The sequence below is a fragment of the Pararhizobium sp. LjRoot235 genome (assembly GCF_964254145.1).
Lineage (GTDB): Bacteria > Pseudomonadota > Alphaproteobacteria > Rhizobiales > Rhizobiaceae > Pararhizobium.
In genome coordinates this window covers 1,099,260-1,118,237 of sequence record NZ_CAXUSP020000001.1, presented here as the reverse complement: position 1 = coordinate 1,118,237, position 18,978 = coordinate 1,099,260, and the positions used below count along the sequence as shown (strand labels likewise).

The window sequence follows — 18,978 nt, the reverse complement described above, 5'->3', positions numbered from 1 at the left end:
GTCTCCTTATGCGGCAAGCATCTGGTCCAGCTTGCCGGCACGATCCAGCGCGTGCAGGTCGTCGCAACCACCGACATGGGCGTTGTTGATGAAGATCTGCGGGAAGGTCGTGCCGCCGTTCGACCGCTCGATCATCTTCTGCCGCACCTCGGGCGCATAGGTGGCGTCATGCTCCTCGAAATCCACACCCTTGGTTTCGAGAAGTTTCTTCGCCGCGGAACAATAACCGCAGAACTGACGGGTATAGATGACCACCGAAGCCATGTCTTGACCTGCTCCTTCGCCGACCCTCTGCCGGCATCCTGTTTCCTGTCATATAAGGCCGGACATGGCTCTTGCAAAGGTCAAAACCGTGACATCCCGGACCCCTGCCTTCTTCAACGCCCGCGTCGCCGCCGCAACCGTCGCACCGGTCGTATAGACATCGTCGACCAGCACGATGCGCTTGCCGAACACCGCTGTCTTGCCGGCCTCGGTGACGGCGAACGCCCCGCGCACATTGTCCTCGCGGGCCGTGGCGCCAAGGCCCACCTGCCGCGCAGTCCGTTTGGTGCGGATCAATGCGGTGGCCAGATATGGCCTGCCCGAAAGTCGGGCGATAGCGCGGGCAAGCTCGGCCGACTGGTTGAACCGGCGTCCCCAGAGCCGATAGGCGTGCAGCGGAACCGGGATGATCGCGTCACAGGCCTCGACAGTCCCGTCGCTGGCGCGCACCATCCACGCGGCCATCATGATGGCGAGATCGGTGCGATCGCGATATTTCAGACCGTGAACCAGCGACCGGGCAATGCCGTCATGGATGGCAACGGATCGCAACCGCTCGAAGACCGGCGGATTGGCGATGGCATCGGCGGACAGAATGCCGGCGCCGAGATCATGCGAGAACGGCACGCCGAGAACCTCGCAATAGGGCCGCTCGATCAGCCGCAAGGTCGCCCAGCAGGCCGGACAAAGGCCGCGATGCTGGCCAATCAGCCGGCCGCATCCGGTGCAGACCGGCGGATAGACGGCGTCGACCGCCGCAGCCATCAGGCCGCGCAAGCCTCTGGCCAGCCGCCACCCCGGATTTTCCGCCTCTTCGCCCCGCATGAGGTTGACTTTACGGCCGGTCGGGTTTCATTGCGATCAGATTTTTTGGCGATCAGAATTTTGGAGAGCCACCGTGGATATCGTGTTCGATCAGACGCTCATCGAAGCCCGCCGCAAACGGGCGCTGCGCAACGGTGACCCGAAGGCGCAATTCCTGCTGGAGATCGCCGGCCGCGAACTGGCCGAGCGCCTGAGCGTCGTCGAGCGCCACTTCGACAAGGCCGTCGAGCTGCATGGCTATACCGGGCTGACCGCCGCGTTCCTCGCCGAAACCGGCAAGGTCTCGGCCATCGAGCGCGTCGAAACCGACGAAATCTTCGCAACGGCCGATGACACCGTCTCGGTCGCTTCGCTCGAAACAGTGCCGCTGGCGCCGGAATCGGCCAATCTCATTGTCTCGCCGCTGTCGCTGCACCTGACCAACGACACGCCCGGCGTCTTCATCCAGATCCGCCGGGCCCTGAAGCCGGACGGCCTCTTCCTCGCCGCCATTCCCGGCAGCGGCACCTTGCAGGAACTGCGCGAAGCGCTGCTTGCGGCCGAGAGCGAAATGACCGGTGGCGCCAGCCCCCGCGTCATTCCCTTTGCCGATGTCCGCGATATCGGCGCGCTGCTGCAACGGGCCGGCTTCACCCTGCCGGTCGCCGACACCGAGACCTACACCGTGCGCTATGATTCCTTGTTTGCGCTGCTGAAGGACCTTCGGGCCATGGGCATGACCAATCCGCTCGCGGCGCGCAGCCGCAGGCCCCTCACCCGCCAGTTTTTCGTGAGGGCGGCGGAAATCTACGCCGAGCGGTTTTCCGACCCGGACGGCCGCATTCGCGCGACGTTCTCGATCATCTACATTTCCGGCTGGGCGCCGCATGAAAGCCAGCAAAAGCCGCTCAGGCCCGGCTCGGCGAAACAAAGGCTGTCGGACGCGCTCAGCACACGGGAACTGCCGCTGAAAGATCAGTGAAACGCCTCAGGAAGGGACGCCGTGGATGGCGGTGCTGATCTTGTCGAGGACGAGCAGCAGGGAATCCGAAAAGCCGCCGAGACCGACAATCATCGCAACCGAGATGAGGCTCGCCAACAGGCCGTATTCGACGACCGTGGCACCGGATTTGTCGAAAAGGAAACGAGTGAATGTCTTCATGTGCTCCCAGCCTGCTTGGCGCACATCCCGCGGATGAGGTCATCCGAAAGGACAGGCATGCGCACGTTACGATCGGGCCGCTATCGACCCAGGCTGGCAGCGAACGTGAACCGGGAAACGCCCGGCCCACAGAGACGATCAGCAGCCGCTTTTGCTTCCGTCCCCATCAACGATGCAGACGGCGCCCGGCATTTCCTGCAACACGCTCCGGCGCACCGTATAGCGTTTGTTCGGGCTGCTTGGAATGGAACCCGTAGAGATATTGTCGTAGTCGATCGGCGCATCCGCGAGCACCTTCTTATCCGTCTTCGACGCCAGCATCGGCGTCAGGATGAGGGTCAACGCGATAACGGCCGTTCCAAACAGCAGCGACAGATTGAGCACACCGGTCCGGCGGCTCTGGCTCATCGCCAAGTCCTTGTCCTGAACAGTTCTCCAGAAATCGTCGTCAACCATCGTCCGCCTCTCGAATGCCTGCGCTGACCTGAAAACGGTTCACTCTCACCGCTTCAAACCATGTCCGCGCCGCTACCAACCGGTGCCAGTCGCGGAAATCATCCCGTAGCCGTAGACACCGGCACTTAACTGAAGCTGATTTTGCGTGAGGGTGATAAATGTTCGATTAACGAAATCGAATTTTCGGGGAATTGATCAGAGCAAATCCATTAAATAGGGGATAAGTGGCTCATCCGCCGGAGGCATCGGATAGTCGCGCAGGGCCTTCGGGCGAACCCATTTCACCGCCTGCCCCTCCCGGCCGTGGGCAACGCCCTCGTAGCGCCGGCAGACGTAAAGCGGCATCAGCAGGTGGAAGCTGTCATAGGTATGGCTGGCGAAGGTCAGCGGTGCGAGGCAAGCGACCTTGGTGCGGATGCCCAGTTCCTCGTCCAGTTCGCGGATGAGGGTCTCCTCCGGCGTTTCGCCGGCCTCCACCTTGCCCCCCGGAAATTCCCAGAGACCGGCGAGCGATTTGCCCTCCGGACGCTGGGCAAGCAGGATGCGGCCATCGCTATCGACCAGGGCGCAGGCCGCAACCAGCAAAATCTTCCTGCTTGCCGTATCCATCGTTTAAGCTCCTGCACGCCGATAAGCGTAACGGTAGACGTCCCTGAAGCCGAAATTGCGATAAAGGGCAATCGCAGCCTCGTTGCTGCTTTCGACCGCGAGCCAGGCCGTTCGGGCGCCGCGCAGGCGGGCCCAGCGCAAAGAGGCATTGACGATCGATGCGCCAACGCCTTGCCGCCGGACGTCCGGCGCGACGGCGACCTGAAGAATTCCGGCGAGATCGTTGTCGTGAACCGCCAGCGAAACCGCGATCGGACCACGTTCCGGCGCTTCAAACAAAAACAGGCCGCATTCCGGCTTGATGGCGTTTATAACATCGCTCAGGCCTGCCTTGTCCTGGCCGTTCTCGCCACAGATTTGCAGGCGGGCATCGACGAAGCGGCCGACGTCGCGCAGCGGCAGGTGCTCGATCGCTTCCGTGGTGTCGTTCGGCGGGATGTCGGCCATCATCACGATGCTTTCGGAAAACACCGGCCAGCCATTCGCGTCCATATGTGCAATCAGCTGCGGCGCTGTCAGCGGCGTCTGCCGCACCGTCAGCGGCCGGCCGAATTCGGCAAAGCGCCTGGTTGCCTTTTCGAGCCGGATTTCAAGATCGCGATAGTCGGAGGGGTCAAGCGGATTGACGGAGTTCAACCGCCTGGAATCATGCCCTGCCGTCAGACGGATCAGCCAGCTGCCGTCATACTGCACCGACGCGGCCGGCCAGGCGCGAAATCCCACGGCTTCCAGGCGGCGAACATTCGGCAGATAGGCTTTCGAAATCATGTCCTGCACTTGCTTCAGCTCCGGTAGTCACCGTTGATCTCGACATATTCCTTGGTGAGATCGCAGGTGTAAACGGTCGCCTTTCCGGCGCCGAGACCGATCTCGACGCGGATGGCGATGTCTTCCTCTTTCATCACGGCCGTTGCCGCGGCTTCCGAATAGGACGGGTCGCGCTCACCCTCGACGGCGACGCGGATATCGCCGAACCAGATCGCCAGCCGGTCGCGATCGGCCGTTTCGCCGGACTTTCCGACAGCCATGACGACGCGGCCCCAATTGGCGTCCTCGCCAGCGACGGCGGTCTTGACGAGCGGAGAATTGGCGATCGACAGAGCGATGCGCTTGGCCGCCTGGTCACTTTCGGCACCATCGACGGTGACGGCAACCATCTTGCGGGCACCTTCGCCGTCGCGCACCACCTGCAGGGCCAGATCGCGCAGCAGGTCGTTCAATGCGGCCCGGAAACCTTCAAGGGCCGGATCGGCGGCATCCGAAATCTTCTTCTGGCCATCTTTGGCGGCAGCACCGGTCGCAAACAGCATCAGCGTGTCGGACGTCGAGGTATCGCTGTCGACTGTGACCGAGTTGAAGGTCGGGCCGGTGCCTTCGGACAGCAGCAGCTGCAAGGCTTCCGGCTCGATGTCGGCATCGGTGACGACGAAGGAGAGCATGGTCGCCATGTCGGGCGCGATCATGCCGGCACCCTTGGCGATGCCGTTGATGGTGACCATGACGCCGCCGATTTCGGCGCTGCGGGTGGAAACCTTCGGATAGGTGTCCGTCGTCATGATCGCCTTGGCGGCTTCAAACCAGAAATCGCTGGTCGCCTGAACCGTCATGTCGCTGAGAACGCCCGCAAATTTCGTCGCATCCAGCGGCTCGCCGATAACGCCGGTCGAGGCGAGGAAGACTTCGCCGGTGGAGCAACCGACCGCTTCCGCGGCGGATTGCGCGGTCAGTTCGGTCGCAGCCTTGCCCTTCTTGCCGGTGAAGGCATTGGCATTACCGGAATTGACGACGACAGCGCGGGCAATACCGCCCGGCAGGTTCTGGCGGCAGAAATCGACCGGAGCAGACGGGCAGCGCGATTTGGTGAAGACGCCTGCGACCGCGGCCGGCTCATCGAAGACCATTAGCAGCACATCGGTGCGGTTCTTGTACTTGATGCCGGCAGCGGCGGTCGCCATGCGGACACCACGCACCGGCGGCATGTCGGCGAAGGATTTCGGGGCAAGTGGAGAAACGGAACCGGACATGGTCAGCCTTTTACGAAAAAAGCCCGGCAAGCCGGGAAGAAGAAGTTGATTACCAAATCAAGGGCCCCACCCTAACCCTCTCCCCGCTTGGCGGGGGAGGAGATGATGCCGGATGCCGCTTGTCCCTTCTCCCCGCCTGCGGGAGAAGGTGGCCGCCCTTCTTTTCAAAAAAGGAGGGCGGATGAGGGGCGCCTAGGCCTGATTACTTCGCTGTCTCGGCCTTGTTGGCGTCGTCATAGGCCTTCTTGAGCGCCGGATCGGTGATATCGACACCGGTTTCCTTTTTGGCGGTCGTCAGGAGGTCGATGTACTTGTCACGCATGACAAGCTGCTTGACCTGCGGCTCGACCTGCTCCAGCGGCGGCGGAGCCTGCTTGCGCTTGTCTTCGAGCAGGATGACATGGAAGCCGAACTGGGTTTTCACCGGCACTTGCGTATACTTGCCCTTTTCGAGCTTGAAGGCGGCTTCGGAGAATTCGGGAACCATGCGATCCTTGGTAAAATAACCGAGATCGCCGCCGTCGGCCTTGTTCGGGTCCGTCGACTTTTCCTTGGCAAGCGTCGCAAAATCCTTGCCGCCGTCGAGGTCCTTGATGATCGCCTTGGCTTCATCCTCGGTCTTCACCAGGATATGGCGGGCCTTGACCTCTTCCTGCGGCGTGATCTTGGCGATTTCCGCTTCGTAGCGGGCCTTGACCTCTTCCGGCTTGACGGCATCGACGACATGCTTCTTGAAGAAGGCATTATGCAGTTCGCGGTCGGTCAGGTAGGCAATGCGCTGCTTGAAGGCGGCTTCATCCTGGAGACCTTCCTTGGCGGCATCCTTGGCAAGCAACTTGACATCGATCAGACCCGAAAGGGCTGCGGCACGCTTCTGATCGTCCGGCAATTGGGCGAGCTGCGGATCGAGACCGGTAATGGCGAGGTCCAGCTCCGACTTGTGGATGTCCGCGTCGCCGACCTTAGCGATGACCGGATCGGCGGCATCTTGCGCGCTAGCCGGAGTCTGGGCAGCCATGACAGCGATCAGAGCAACCGCCGCAAGCATCTTGTATTTCAACATCGTCGTACCTTCCACCTGTGGTATCCGGAACCGTGGTCGCGGCCGGCCAGAAAACGCTCCACATCATCAAATGTAGCCGTTCTGTAGGCTTGGCGCGCCTCAACTCCCGTTGACATAATTCGACCCCCCTCTTATCTGTCACGCAACCTCGCGTCCAGAACAGTTCCGGGCGTTTCATAGTATTTCGCGGAAATTCCCCCGCGTTGGCGACATACAGGAAAGGACCATTCTTATGGTCAGTCTCGGCGGCCTCGCCCGCAAAATTTTCGGGTCATCGAATGACCGGCGTGTGCGCAGCTACAACGCCCGGGTTGATGCCATCAATGCACTGGAAGCCGAAACCAAGGCGCTTTCCGACGAGGCACTGGCCGCAAAGACGGTGGAATTCCGCAAGCGGCTGGCCGATGGCATGACGCTTGACGACCTTTTGGTTCCGGCATTTGCGGTCGTGCGCGAAGCCGCCCTTAGGGTTCTGGGCCTGCGTCCCTTCGATGTGCAGCTGATCGGCGGCATGATCCTGCACGAAAAGTCGATCGCCGAAATGAAGACCGGCGAAGGCAAGACGCTGGTGGCGACGCTGCCGGTGTACCTCAATGCGCTCGCCGGCAAGGGCGTGCACGTCGTTACCGTCAACGACTATCTCGCCACCCGCGATAGCGCGTCGATGGGCCGCGTCTACTCGTTCCTCGGCATGAGCACGGGCGTCATCGTCCACGGCCTGACCGACGACCAGCGCCGGGCGGCCTATGCTTGCGACGTCACCTACGCGACCAACAACGAACTCGGCTTCGACTATCTGCGCGACAACATGAAGTACGAGCGCAGCCAGATGGTCCAGCGCGGTCACTTCTTTGCCATCGTCGACGAAGTGGACTCGATCCTCGTCGACGAGGCCCGCACGCCGCTGATCATTTCCGGTCCGCTCGACGACCGCTCCGATCTCTACAACACCATCGACAAGTTCATTCCGCTGCTGTCGCCGGAAGACTACGAGATCGACGAAAAGCAGCGCTCCGCCAACTTCTCCGAGGATGGCACGGAAAAACTCGAAAACATGTTGCGTGAAGCGAACCTCCTGAAGGGCGAGACGCTTTACGACGTTGAGAACGTCGCGATCGTCCATCACGTCAACAATGCACTGAAGGCCCACAAGCTCTTCCAGAAGGATAAGGACTACATCGTCCGCAACGACGAAATCGTCATCATCGACGAATTCACCGGCCGCATGATGCCGGGCCGCCGTTATTCGGAGGGCCAGCACCAGGCGCTCGAAGCCAAGGAAAAAGTGACGATCCAGCCGGAAAATCAGACGCTGGCCTCGGTCACCTTCCAGAACTACTTCCGCATGTACAAGAAGCTCGGCGGCATGACCGGTACGGCATCGACCGAAGCCGAGGAATTCGGCAACATCTACGGTCTTGAAGTCGTGGAAGTGCCGACCAACCTGCCGATCAAACGTCTCGACGAGGACGACGAGGTCTACCGGACGGCGGAAGAGAAATACAAGGCGATCATCGCCGAGATCAAGGATTCGCGCGAGCGCAAGCAGCCGGTTCTGGTCGGCACGACCTCCATCGAAAAATCCGAACTTCTGGCAGCAATGCTGACGAAGGAGGGCTTCACCAATTTCCAGGTTCTGAACGCCCGCTACCACGAGCAGGAAGCCTATATCGTTTCGCAGGCCGGGGTTCCCGGCGCGGTGACGATCGCCACCAACATGGCCGGCCGCGGCACCGACATCCAGCTCGGCGGCAACCTGGAAATGCGCATCGCAGCCGAACTCGGCGACCTGGATCACGGCCCGGAGCGCGACGCCAAGGAAGACGCGATCAAGGCCGAGGTCCAGCGTCTGAAGGACATCGCGCTGGCGGCCGGCGGCCTCTATGTTCTTGCAACCGAACGCCATGAAAGCCGCCGCATCGACAACCAGCTGCGCGGCCGCTCCGGCCGCCAGGGCGACCCGGGCCGCTCGAAGTTCTTCCTGTCGCTGCAGGACGACCTGATGCGCATCTTCGGCTCGGACCGGATGGATGGCATGTTGCAAAAGCTTGGCCTCAAAGAGGGCGAGGCAATCGTTCATCCCTGGATCAACAAGGCTCTCGAACGTGCCCAGAAAAAGGTTGAAGCCCGCAACTTCGACACGCGCAAAAACCTCCTGAAATACGACGACGTTTTGAACGACCAGCGCAAGGTGATCTTCGAGCAACGGCTCGAGATGATGGATGCGACGGACATCTCCGAAACTGTCGCCGACATGCGCCACGAGGTCATCGAGGACCTCGTCGCCAAGCGCATTCCGCAAAAGGCCTATGCCGAACAGTGGGATGTTGCCGGCCTGAAAGCCGACGTGCAGAACTCGCTCAACCTCGACCTGCCGATCGTCGAATGGGCGGCCGAGGAAGGCATCGACGAGAACGACATCCGCGAGCGGATCACCGCCGAGGCCGACAAGGCCGCCGCTGATCGCGCCGAGCGTTTCGGCCCTGACATCATGCTGTATGTCGAACGCTCCGTGGTCCTGCAGACGCTTGATCACCTCTGGCGCGAGCACATCGTCAACCTCGACCATCTGCGCTCGGTCATCGGCTTCCGCGGCTACGCCCAGCGCGACCCGTTGCAGGAATACAAGTCGGAAGCTTTCGAGCTGTTCCAGGCACTTTTGACAAATCTTCGCCAGGCCGTCATCGCACAACTGATGCGCGTCGAACTGGTGCGTGAAGCGGCAGAGGCGCCGCAACCGGCACCGCCGCAGATGGTCGGTCACCATATCGACCCGCTGACCGGCGAGGATGATTTTGCCGACAGCGTCAGCCTCGCCTACATCGCACCGGCAGACCGTAACCCGGAGGATCCCTCAAGCTGGGGCAAGGTCTCCCGCAACGAGCCCTGCCCCTGCGGTTCCGGCAAAAAGTACAAGCACTGCCACGGTGCTTTCGAGGCGTAACCGACGCTGAGCTTGATTTTATAAGCCGCAAGGCTTATTTCTGGAGTGGCAGACGGGATTGCGGTCCCGCCTGCCTGAGTTCTTACCTGAAGTTGACCCGGACAGCCATTGACCAGCCTGTCCGGGTTTTCCTTATGATAAGCGTGATGCTAAATGGCTTTGGCCACATAGATCACCTCCAGTTTCGACAGCAAGGCTGTTGCCTCAGCCGGTAAGCCCATCTTCCCGGTGACGCGAGCTGGGTTCACGCACGCTGCTTTAGCCGCCGAATGCAACCGACAATAGCATATCGATTGCCGTTGTCAGCAGCGCCGCCGCGGTGTTGTTCTCCACCCTTTGTTAACGCTGTTCTGGCAAGACTGGCATCCTGTTTTGCGTAGTTTCGGGTACTTCCTTGTTCATGGCAGCGTGTCAAACGGCTGGACGAATGTTGCCGCCCGCATTGCGCGACCGGCTGTCGCCGCTGCTTAACAAGCTCGGGCCTGTCCTCGTGAGTAGCGATCCCAAGCACCTTGCCCAGCGCATGGCGCTCGTCGCCTTTGCCATCCGCGTCGTCAGCGCAGCCATTGCCTTCGTCTCGCAGATCATCCTCGCCCGCCTCATCGGCGAGTTCGAATACGGCATCTTCGTCTTCGTCTGGGTGCTGGTGGTGCTGTTCGGCAATCTCTCCTGCCTCGGTTTCCACACGGCGATCATCCGCTTCCTGCCGCAGTACCACGCCCGCGAAGCGCTGCCGGAAATCCGCGGACTGACGACGACAGTGCGCACCTTCGCGCTGGCCTCGGCGACAGGGCTCGCAGTCGTCGGCATTGGCGGGCTCTGGCTGTTTGGCGAACGCATCAACGACTACTATCTGATGCCGCTCTATCTCGGCATTTTCACGCTGCCGATGATCGCGCTCGGCGATGTCATGGACGGGACGTCTCGCGCCCATAGCTGGGCGGTCTCGGCGCTGAGCCCAACCTATATCGTCCGGCCCCTGCTCATCCTCGGGCTGATGCTGCTTGCCGTGGCGATCGGCGAGGCGCACACCGCGCAGACGGCGATGATCGCCGCCATGATCGCGACCTATCTCACCAGCGTCACCCAGTTCTTCATCCTGACCTGGCGGCTGCGCAGGCGCTACCTCGAAGGGCCGCGCCGGATCGAATTCGGGACCTGGATCCGCGTCGCCGTGCCGATCTTCCTGATCGAGGGGTTCGGCTTCATGCTGACCAATTCCGACGTCGTCATCGTCGGCCTCTATCTCGATCCCGAAAGCGTCGCGATCTACTTCGCCGCGGCAAAGACGATGGCGCTGGTACATTTCGTCATGTTCTCCGTGAAAGCGGCCGCGGCCCCCCGCTTTTCGGCGGCCATGGCCAATCCGGATCGCCAGCAGCTGGCTGTCATCGCCGTTGAAAGCGCCAAATGGTCCTTCTGGCCGTCGCTCGGCATCGGCGGCATGGTCCTTCTTTGCGGCACCTTTCTGCTGTCGCTGTTCGGTCCCGCCTTCATCTCCGGCTTTCCGCTGATGGCGATCCTGTTTGCAGGCATCATGGCCAAGGCGCTGGTTGGCCCGGCCGAGGCGTTTCTCACCATGGCCGGCAGGCAGACGCTGTGCGTCGTCCTCTATGCCGGCGCCCTCGTTGCCAATTTGCTGCTCAACGTCACATTGATCCCGATGTTCGGCCTGACAGGTGCGGCTTTCGCCACGACGGGCGCCATGGTCGTCGAGGCGATCCTTCTCCATGTCGCGGTTCGCCGCACCTTCGGCATAGTTCTCTTCGCCTTCGCCGACCCGCACACCAGACCCATCAAAGCAGAGGCCACCCGACCATGACTGGCAACCAGCACATTCCGGACGATGCCAACAGCCGGTCAGCGCGCATTCTTGGCGGCATGGTTCCGCCGGCACCCGATCGCCCGGTCGCGGAAAACACCATCGAGATCGGCCGCCCCGGCCGGCAGCTCTGCCTTTATCCGGCGCGTCAGGGCTACGAGCTTCAGGCGGAACTCGATTTTCTCTCCAACCGGGCGATGGAACCCAACGTCTTCTTTACCGGCCGCTTCCTCGCGCCAGCCATGCCGCGCCTGGAGGACCGGATCATCCGCCTGGCGCTGATCCGCGACAATGACGAGCGCCGCAGCCGCATCCGCTTCCTGATGCCATTCTCGATCGAGAAGCCCGGTTTTTCGATCGGCGCGCCGATCATTCGTGCCTGGTCCAACCCGTTCGGTCCGCTCGGCGTGCCGCTGCTCGACGTCGAGGAGGCCGCCGAAACCATCGACAACCTCTACGAGGCCTTCGCCAGCCCTTCGGCCGGACTGCCCGGCGTGCTGGTGCTTCCCGACATCCGCCTGAAGGGCAAGTTCGCCCAGCTCGCCCGCGCCGTCGCCATCGGCCGCAACCTGCCGCTGACCGTCACCGACACGTTTACCCGGCCCATGCTGGAAAGCCTGCAGGACGGCCAGACCTATCTGCGCCAGGCGATCAGCCCAGCGCATTTCCGCGAATTGCGCCGCCAGTGGAATCACCTGGAAGCGCTCGGCAGCGTTTCCTACACCGTCGCCCGCCAGCCAGCCGATATCCGCCTGCGCATGGAGGAGTTCCTGGCGCTGGAAGCGAGCGGCTGGAAGGGCCGCGAGGGCACCGCCATGGTGGTCGACCGCTATCGCGCCGCCTTTGCCCGCGAAGCGATCACGAACCTCGCCGAAGCCGACAGCGTGCGCATCCATACGCTCGACCTCGACGGACATGCGATCGCATCGATGATCGTCTTCATGATGGCCGGCGACGCCTATACCTGGAAGACGGCCTATGACGAACGCTATGCGAAATATTCGCCCGGCAAGCTGCTGATGGCCGAACTGACAGAATGGCATCTCGACGACGCCAACATCATGCGCTCCGACAGCTGCGCCACGCCTGACCATCCGGTGATGAGCCGCTTCTGGGAGGAACGGGAGGATATGGGCACTCTGGTGGTCGGCCTTGCGCAAAACCGCGACCGCGATGTGCGCCAGGTCGCAGCCCAGCTCCACCTCTACCGCAACACCCGCAACATGGCGCGGCTGCTGCGCGACAAGATCAGATCGCTTTCACCTCGGCGCTCGAAATAGTCACGCCTCCGCAATCGCCCGGTCGCGCAGGATGCGACGGATGACCTTGCCAGAGGTTGTCAGCGGCAGGCTATCGAGGAATTCGATCTCGCGCGGATATTCGTGCATCGACAGCCGCGTCTTGACCCAGTCGCGGATATCGGCGGCAAGCTCCGCGCTCGCCGCATGCCCCGGCTTCAGCACCACGTAGGCCTTGACGATTTCGGTGCGCACCGGGTCGGGCTTGCCGATCGCGGCTGCAAGCTGGACGGCCGGATGGCCGGCGAGACAGTCCTCGATCTCGCCAGGCCCGATCCGGTAGCCAGAGGAGGTGATCACGTCGTCGTCACGCCCGAAGAAGGTGACATAGCCTTCAGCATCCTGAACGCCCTGATCGCCGGTCGTCATCCAGTCGCCGATGAACTTTTGAGCCGTCGCCGCGTGGTTGCGCCAATAGCCGAGGAACATCACCGGATCGGGCCGGCGCACCGCAACCTGACCGACGGTGCCGGCCGGAAGCTCCCTTCCCTCTGCGTCGATGATCGCAACGTCATGGCCCGGTGCTGCCTTGCCCATCGAGCCAGGTTTCAGCACGCCGAGATTGGCAGCCGATGACAGGACGATGTTGCATTCGGTCTGACCGTAAAACTCGTTGACCGGCACGCCGAAAGCTTCGCTCGCCTGCTCCCACGTTTCACGCCCGAGCGCCTCCCCGGCCGAGCCGATGGTACGCAGGTTGAGCTTGTAGAGAGAGCGGGGATTTTCAACCGCCTTCATCAGCCGCAAGGCTGTCGGCGGAATGAAGGCGTTGCGCACCTCCATCTCCTCCAGAATGCGGAAGGCCATGTGCGGATCGAACTTCTGCCCGGGCGACGACACGACGGGCACGCCCAGCAGAAGCGACGGCAGGAGCGCATTCAAGAGACCGCCCGCCCAGGCCCAGTCGGCCGGCGTCCACATCCGGTCGCCGGGCTGCGGCAGGAAGGCGTGATGGAACTGGAAGCCGGGGACATGGCCAAGCAGGACGCGATGGCCGTGCAGCGCGCCCTTCGGCGGCCCGGTCGTGCCGGAGGTGTAGATCATCATCGCCGGATCGTCCGGTGTCGTGTCGGCAGCGGCGAAACCCGGTGCATGGCCTTCTGCCAGCGCGGCAAAGGCGATGGTTTCCGGCGCCTCGGCATCGACCAGCACGACGCATTTCAGATCCGGCAACCGCGCGCGGACGGCCGCGATTTTTTCCAGGCCGAAACGATTGGTGATGACCGCCGCGGCACCTGCATCGCGCAACCGGTATTCGAGCGCCTCGACCCCGAACAGCAGCGCCAGCGGCAGAGCGATTGCGCCGAGCTTGTAGATGCCGGCATGAGCGATGGCCGTTTCGAAGCTCTGCGGCAAAAGGATCGCGACCCTGTCTCCCGGCGAGATACCCTCAGCCTGAAGTCCATGGGCGAACGAGGATGACCGCGCGGCAAAGGTGCCATAGGTCAGCGACAGATGCGCCCCGTCGGGACTGAAATGCTGGAGGCAGACCCGCTCCGGCTCGCGCGCTGCCCAGGCATCGCTGACGGCGGTGCCGATATTGAATTTTTCCGGAATCTGCCAGCGGAAGTCCCGTCGCAGGTTCGTATAGGTATCGCAGATCGGAAGCATGAGCCCGCCGGAAGAGGTGTCGCTGCGGCGCACCTAACACTTCTGTGGGAGCGACTTCAACTCTGGACGTAACGCCGGCCCTGGGTTTGCGACTTTACCGCGATAATATTCGAAAACACAGTTTAGCTAAGTGGTCTGGAGTATGCTGGCATGACGACCTTTACGTCCTTTTTCCCGGTAGAGTAAGCCGCATCGGCGCGACATACGGCCTGTGCTGTGAAGGCGTCTCACGACGCGAATGCGACCTCGCGGCCGTGCCGATCGCTCAGCGCCCCGAGTATTTCATCCTGCGTCGTGTAACCTGCAAAGAACAGGTCGATGACCGCGCCGGCGGCACTGACGCCCTCCTGGCTGCGCAGGCGAATGCTTCGTTCCGCACACCAGGAGAACAGGGCGCCGGAAAGCGCTTCCACATCATCGAAACGGGCGCCGGACGTAACAGACTGGGACATATTCGATCTCCATGTGCCGATAGGGGGACTGATCGACCTCAGACTGATCATCTATAGGAAGTTTTGCAATCACGATGCAGAGTGGCGGTTAACAGCCTGCTTGACCTGTGCTGAATTGAGGCAACCGGCCTAAAATACTCCCTGCGAACACGCCGGGCGGTTGTATTTCGGTTAAGCAAGCTAGCTATCGCGCGCATCAACCGAACGCACTTTTCCCACGCTATTCCGTCGATGTCGCAAGGCCATTCGATACCGCCTCATTCCCCCATGTCCGGGATGTAGAGGCACTTGGTTCGTCCCTTGGGGCCGAAATCGTTGAAAGCGGCACAGCGATGGAACTGACCGTCGGGAGACCGCTTGAGAGGCCAAGTGTTGTAGCTGATGACCTCGCCGGTCGTCCTCACGAGCCATCCGCCCTTGGTTGGCGTCACGTCACTTGCCGGTATCGGTCTGCAATCGCGCTCCGCGCAGCAAGCGACTTCATAAATGTCATGCGACCACGCCGGGGTACTCAGGCAAAGTGAAACTAAGAGCGTCAATGTCCTACCCACAAGAATTCTCCTGTCGTGCTCCTTTGCCGACACCCCCGCGCGGCCTCAATCCATTCATCGCGGACGTACGTCGTGGTTGGGCCAGATTTTCATATCAAAGGCCACGAAGAGGCAACGCACGGGACGCTGGTTTGTCGCGTCACATCGCCCCCGTGATCCTCCGGCATTCCGCGTCGCGTTCATCTGCCGGCGCGACGACAGCGATAAAACCTGAAATAACAAGCAAAATCTACGGTGCCCATGGCCGGACCCCGCTAGCGCCTCTCGCAAAAGAGAGGCACGTCAAGAATGCTTTCGCTGTATAGGCCGAACCTATTCGATCAAGGCATAGCGCGGCAAATACGGCCCGCATCCGTCGCTGGCATTGTTCACTACCCTAAAGCGGTAGTTCCTACGACCTCTGCCCGCGCTGTTTACTGCAACCGGAAGATGATAAATTGCCCTTGTCGGCTAAGGCCATAGGGGCTGGCGCTTCTGTAAAGTGTTTCCGCGCCGGCCCCGCCCAATCGATCGGCTGTAATCCCAAAGCACGCTGACGCGTCCCTCATCCTATGCGAGGGCAGCCTTCGCGATTTGCAAGGCGCAGCGTCGTGTATTCACCGCGGCGGCCGATACCGTCAATGACGATCTGCCGGCGTCCTATGGATGCTATCGCGGGATCACGCATTCCGAGCCTGTAGGCGCGGCGGATGGCTTGCCGTTCGCTGCAGCCGCGTCGCCATTCATACTCCCTCCGATATGGCTCCCGGAATTCCATGTCAGGACCGCCCGGTCCAATGTACAAGTCCAACGATTGTGCCAACGGAGCAGATGGCAGCGCGGTCAAGACACCGGCAACAACCAACGCCGTAGCGAAAAATCTATTAACCACACTTTTCATCTCCGCCTCCTGCATTCGATCTAGCTCGTGAGACATAACTACTAACGGAATCGTGAATAATAGGTTCCCCAAACGGCCATTGACTCTCCCCCAAAGGAGAACATAATGAGAACATCTGCAGCGATGCGGCCGCCGAATTTGACGATTTATCCACAGGATATCCACTGTCTCAGCACAGGGGAAAGGAGGAGCCGTGTCGACGATCGGCGCCATTGCGCATGACATTCAATATTCCGAGCCGGTCGATGAGATTGCCGCCGCGCTGGCGTTTCACGACGGCGATGTTCGGGCGACGATCGGCACGCTTATCGAGGACTGCCGTCATCTGCGCGAGCAACTGGCATTGACGCAGATTGCCATGAGCATCGGCTTTACCCGCGGCTGGACGCCGAGCTTCGAACGGGACACCGTCAGACGCCGGGATTGAAAAAAGCAGAGCGCCGTCCACAAACCCTGGGTCTGTGGCATACCCTGCCCGCCGACCATTGGCAGACGCACCACCCCGCGAACTAACGCGCGGGGTGGATCAGGTCGCGCCGCATTCACGACTGAGCATTAGCACCTTCTGAAATCAATGGCTGCAGCGTTTCGGCCACAGTGGGATGCTGACGTTGCCGGTCCCCACATTTCCGTCAGGGCGATACTTCAGCTTTTGAATTTGGCGGCGCGGAAGTCTGATGCAAGGCTTCGAAACGAAGGAGCGGTTCACGCCGATGTCGTCCAAGCCTTTCCGCGCCATTCCGGATCATTTCCGGCCGCTTGTCACGGCGCTCACGGATGCGTGACAAAATCACAATATTCCGCGCCCCAAATCAAACAGTAATGGCGCAAACCCCGAGAATTATTCATCGTCGAGGCTTTCCGATTAACAAAACTCACACCAGTTGCTGCCTAAAGCTCTTTTGTAGATATGATAGAAGGCCGATGCAGGCGATGAATGGCATCTGGGGGCAACTTGCCGGTAACCTTGCATTTGTATGCTTGGCGATTTCGATCTGGGCGCATGTGTCGATCTGGTTCCAGCGGCGGCTGGACGGATACGGAAAGTTCGTCTTCGGGGCCATGACCGGCGGGACGTCGATCGGTTCCATACTGCTCGCAACCGAATTCAATCCCGGCATCTATATCGATCTGCGCTTCTCGCCACTCGCGCTCGCAGGCCTGTTTGGAGGGCCGGTCGCCGCGATCATTGCCGCGTCGATTGCCATCATTTTCCGCACTACGGTCGGCGGCGCCGGCGCCGTCGACGGTATCGCGGCAATCAGCGCTGTCGCGGGTCTTGGTCTGATCGCCCATTTCCTCATCAGGAAGAGGTCGCCAACGTTCCTCGACATCGTTCTCCTGACAGTGGCAACCGGAACCACGCTCGTTGTGTTGATGGCGGCCCTTCCCACGCTGTCGAAGGCCAACACGCTGATCATGGTCGGCCAGCCCATGGTGATGCTGAACTGTATTGCAATAGCCGCCTGCGGTCTCATCCTGTTGAAAACGCAGCATCTGGAGCTTGAGCGCAGCATATTGGTGACTGCATTTTCGCAATCGCCCGACTATCTGTACGTGAAGGATCGGGACAGCCGGTTCATCACCGTCAACGACAACATGGTCCGCCTTTTTCGGTTTCAGACGCCGGCAGAAATGTTCGGATTGACTGACTTCCATCTGATGAAACGGCCGCTCGCCGAAGAATTATATGACCGCGAACAGGAGATCATGCGCACCGAGCTGCCGCTTGTCAATTCCGTCGAGCATATCGGGGACAGGTATATGCTGGCCTCCAAGGTCCCCCTCCGGGACAGGGAAGGACGTGTCATCGGGCTTGCCGGCGTTACACGCGACATCACGGAACGCACTGCGCTCGAACGGGAACTGCAGGAAAGCAAGAACTTGCTGTCGCACGCCATGGCCGGCATGTCCGACGGCTTTGCCATGTTCGACAAAAGGGGCTTCCTTCTCTTTTGCAACGAGCAGTATCGCAATGCCTTCCCGCTATCTGCGGATGCCCGCGTCATCGGGGCACATATCCGCGATATCCTGCGCCGCTCGATCGCAACCTGCGAGCGGCTGGATCTGCCCGATGACGCAGCGGAAAGTTGGATCGCGATGGCCGGTGCCACCCTGCATTCCAACAAGGACGAAGAGGTCGAGCTTTACAACGGAGACTGGCGCAGCATCAGGACCAGGCTTGCCGAAGACGGGACCGCGATGGTCGTCGTCTCGGACATCACCGCGATGAAACAGGCGGAAAAGGCACTCAGGCTGTCGGCCGAGCAAATGAAGAGCCTGGCCGAGACGGACGGGCTGACAGGCCTCGTCAATCGCCGGGCCTTCGACGAGGCTTTTGCGCGCGAGGCGGCACGAAGCGTGAGAACCAACATACCGCTCAGTCTGCTGATGATCGATATCGACCGGTTCAAGGCCTATAACGACACCTATGGACATCCGGCGGGAGACCAATGCCTGCAGATTGCCACCAAGTGCTTGCTCCATGCGACAAAACGGTCGACCGATATCGTTGCCCGATATGGCGGCGAGGAATTCGTGGTCCTGCTACCGGACACCGACGAGGCGGGCGCGCTCGTCGTTGCCGAGCAGTTCGCCCTGCGTCTGAATGAAAGGAACATCACCCATTCCCAGAGTGAATTCGGAAGGGTGACCGCAAGTATCGGTATATGTTCCGCGCAGGGGCGCATCTTGCAGGCAGAGCCGGGCCTCCTGCTGTCGATCGCCGATGCCGCGCTCTATGACGCCAAAGCGCAAGGCCGCAATCGCATTCTCTTTCGCCACTTGCCCGGCGATTTGGCTCGGTTGAAAAGGCTGGCCGACGACGGGTCGGCTTTCGGCATCGCGCAAAAAAATATGGTACCCATGCCGAAGTGCGGTAACTGAGCAAATTCAATGGCGTATCCGAATGTGGGACAAGCGAGCATTGTGCCAAAACGCCATGTTTTTCTCCTGCGATGTCCCCCCGAAGCGGTGCGTATGCTGCTATGCTGCTGATCGTGCTCCATGCCCATCCTTGGACTTCTTCGCCGCCTTAG

Annotated in this window: 16 protein-coding genes; 6 read left to right on the top strand and 10 right to left on the bottom strand. The window is 61.1% G+C overall.

Annotation, left to right across the window (positions count from 1 at the left end; translation table 11 throughout):
* Positions 1–6: 6 nt before the first annotated feature.
* Positions 7–264 carry a glutaredoxin 3 gene (grxC, locus tag ACSQ2Z_RS05320; protein ID WP_436080237.1) on the bottom strand — a complete coding sequence of 86 codons (258 nt, stop codon included), beginning with the start codon at positions 262–264 and terminating at the stop codon, positions 7–9.
* A gap of 48 nt (positions 265–312) precedes the next feature.
* Positions 313–1,089 (bottom strand): ComF family protein, encoded by a 777-nt coding sequence (locus ACSQ2Z_RS05315; protein WP_436080236.1) that lies wholly within the window; start codon positions 1,087–1,089, stop codon positions 313–315.
* A gap of 73 nt (positions 1,090–1,162) precedes the next feature.
* On the opposite strand from ACSQ2Z_RS05315, the gene ACSQ2Z_RS05310 reads away from it, so the two are divergent.
* Positions 1,163–2,050: a methyltransferase domain-containing protein gene (locus ACSQ2Z_RS05310; protein ID WP_436080235.1), complete on the top strand. Its 888-nt coding sequence runs from the start codon at positions 1,163–1,165 to the stop codon at positions 2,048–2,050.
* 6 nt (positions 2,051–2,056) lie between these two features.
* Here ACSQ2Z_RS05310 and ACSQ2Z_RS05305 read toward each other — a convergent pair whose 3' ends face one another.
* From ACSQ2Z_RS05305 to ACSQ2Z_RS05280, 6 genes are all read right to left on the bottom strand, one after another.
* Positions 2,057–2,230: a Flp family type IVb pilin gene (locus tag ACSQ2Z_RS05305; protein ID WP_436080234.1), complete on the bottom strand. Its 174-nt coding sequence runs from the start codon at positions 2,228–2,230 to the stop codon at positions 2,057–2,059.
* A gap of 138 nt (positions 2,231–2,368) precedes the next feature.
* Complete coding sequence (locus ACSQ2Z_RS05300; RefSeq protein ID WP_436080233.1) at positions 2,369–2,686, bottom strand: hypothetical protein; 318 nt, start codon at positions 2,684–2,686, stop codon at positions 2,369–2,371.
* Between the two features lie 195 nt (positions 2,687–2,881).
* Positions 2,882–3,295, bottom strand: a complete 414-nt coding sequence (gene mutT / locus ACSQ2Z_RS05295; RefSeq protein ID WP_436080232.1) for an 8-oxo-dGTP diphosphatase MutT — start codon at positions 3,293–3,295, stop codon at positions 2,882–2,884.
* A 3-nt stretch (positions 3,296–3,298) separates the two neighbouring features.
* A complete protein-coding gene (locus ACSQ2Z_RS05290; protein WP_436082989.1) occupies positions 3,299–4,063 on the bottom strand; it encodes a GNAT family N-acetyltransferase in 765 nt (254 codons plus the stop codon).
* A gap of 14 nt (positions 4,064–4,077) precedes the next feature.
* A complete protein-coding gene (argJ, locus tag ACSQ2Z_RS05285; RefSeq protein WP_436080231.1) occupies positions 4,078–5,319 on the bottom strand; it encodes a bifunctional glutamate N-acetyltransferase/amino-acid acetyltransferase ArgJ in 1,242 nt (413 codons plus the stop codon).
* Positions 5,320–5,521: 202 nt separating this feature from the next.
* The gene (locus ACSQ2Z_RS05280; protein WP_436082988.1) at positions 5,522–6,382 is read right to left on the bottom strand and encodes a peptidylprolyl isomerase; all 861 of its coding nucleotides are present in this window, start codon (positions 6,380–6,382) and stop codon (positions 5,522–5,524) included.
* Between the two features lie 232 nt (positions 6,383–6,614).
* Between ACSQ2Z_RS05280 and secA the strand changes: the two genes are divergently transcribed.
* From secA to ACSQ2Z_RS05265, 3 genes are all read left to right on the top strand, one after another.
* Positions 6,615–9,326 carry a preprotein translocase subunit SecA gene (gene secA, locus ACSQ2Z_RS05275; RefSeq protein ID WP_436080230.1) on the top strand — a complete coding sequence of 904 codons (2,712 nt, stop codon included), beginning with the start codon at positions 6,615–6,617 and terminating at the stop codon, positions 9,324–9,326.
* A gap of 427 nt (positions 9,327–9,753) precedes the next feature.
* Positions 9,754–11,148 (top strand): lipopolysaccharide biosynthesis protein, encoded by a 1,395-nt coding sequence (locus ACSQ2Z_RS05270; protein ID WP_436080229.1) that lies wholly within the window; start codon positions 9,754–9,756, stop codon positions 11,146–11,148.
* Entirely contained in the window at positions 11,145–12,428 is a 1,284-nt protein-coding gene (locus ACSQ2Z_RS05265; protein ID WP_436080228.1) for a GNAT family N-acetyltransferase, read from the top strand. The genes ACSQ2Z_RS05270 and ACSQ2Z_RS05265 overlap by 4 nt, the downstream gene beginning before the upstream one ends.
* On the opposite strand, the gene ACSQ2Z_RS05260 is transcribed toward ACSQ2Z_RS05265, so the two are convergent.
* Both ACSQ2Z_RS05260 and ACSQ2Z_RS05255 read right to left on the bottom strand, forming a co-directional pair.
* Positions 12,429–14,057: an AMP-binding protein gene (locus ACSQ2Z_RS05260; RefSeq protein WP_436082987.1), complete on the bottom strand. Its 1,629-nt coding sequence runs from the start codon at positions 14,055–14,057 to the stop codon at positions 12,429–12,431.
* 227 nt (positions 14,058–14,284) lie between these two features.
* The gene (locus ACSQ2Z_RS05255) at positions 14,285–14,509 is read right to left on the bottom strand and encodes a hypothetical protein (protein WP_436080227.1); all 225 of its coding nucleotides are present in this window, start codon (positions 14,507–14,509) and stop codon (positions 14,285–14,287) included.
* A gap of 1,624 nt (positions 14,510–16,133) precedes the next feature.
* Between ACSQ2Z_RS05255 and ACSQ2Z_RS05250 the strand changes: the two genes are divergently transcribed.
* Positions 16,134–16,367, top strand: a complete 234-nt coding sequence (locus ACSQ2Z_RS05250) for a hypothetical protein (protein ID WP_436080226.1) — start codon at positions 16,134–16,136, stop codon at positions 16,365–16,367.
* Between the two features lie 506 nt (positions 16,368–16,873).
* Positions 16,874–18,826 carry a diguanylate cyclase gene (locus tag ACSQ2Z_RS05245; protein ID WP_436082986.1) on the top strand — a complete coding sequence of 651 codons (1,953 nt, stop codon included), beginning with the start codon at positions 16,874–16,876 and terminating at the stop codon, positions 18,824–18,826.
* Positions 18,827–18,978 lie beyond the last annotated feature (152 nt).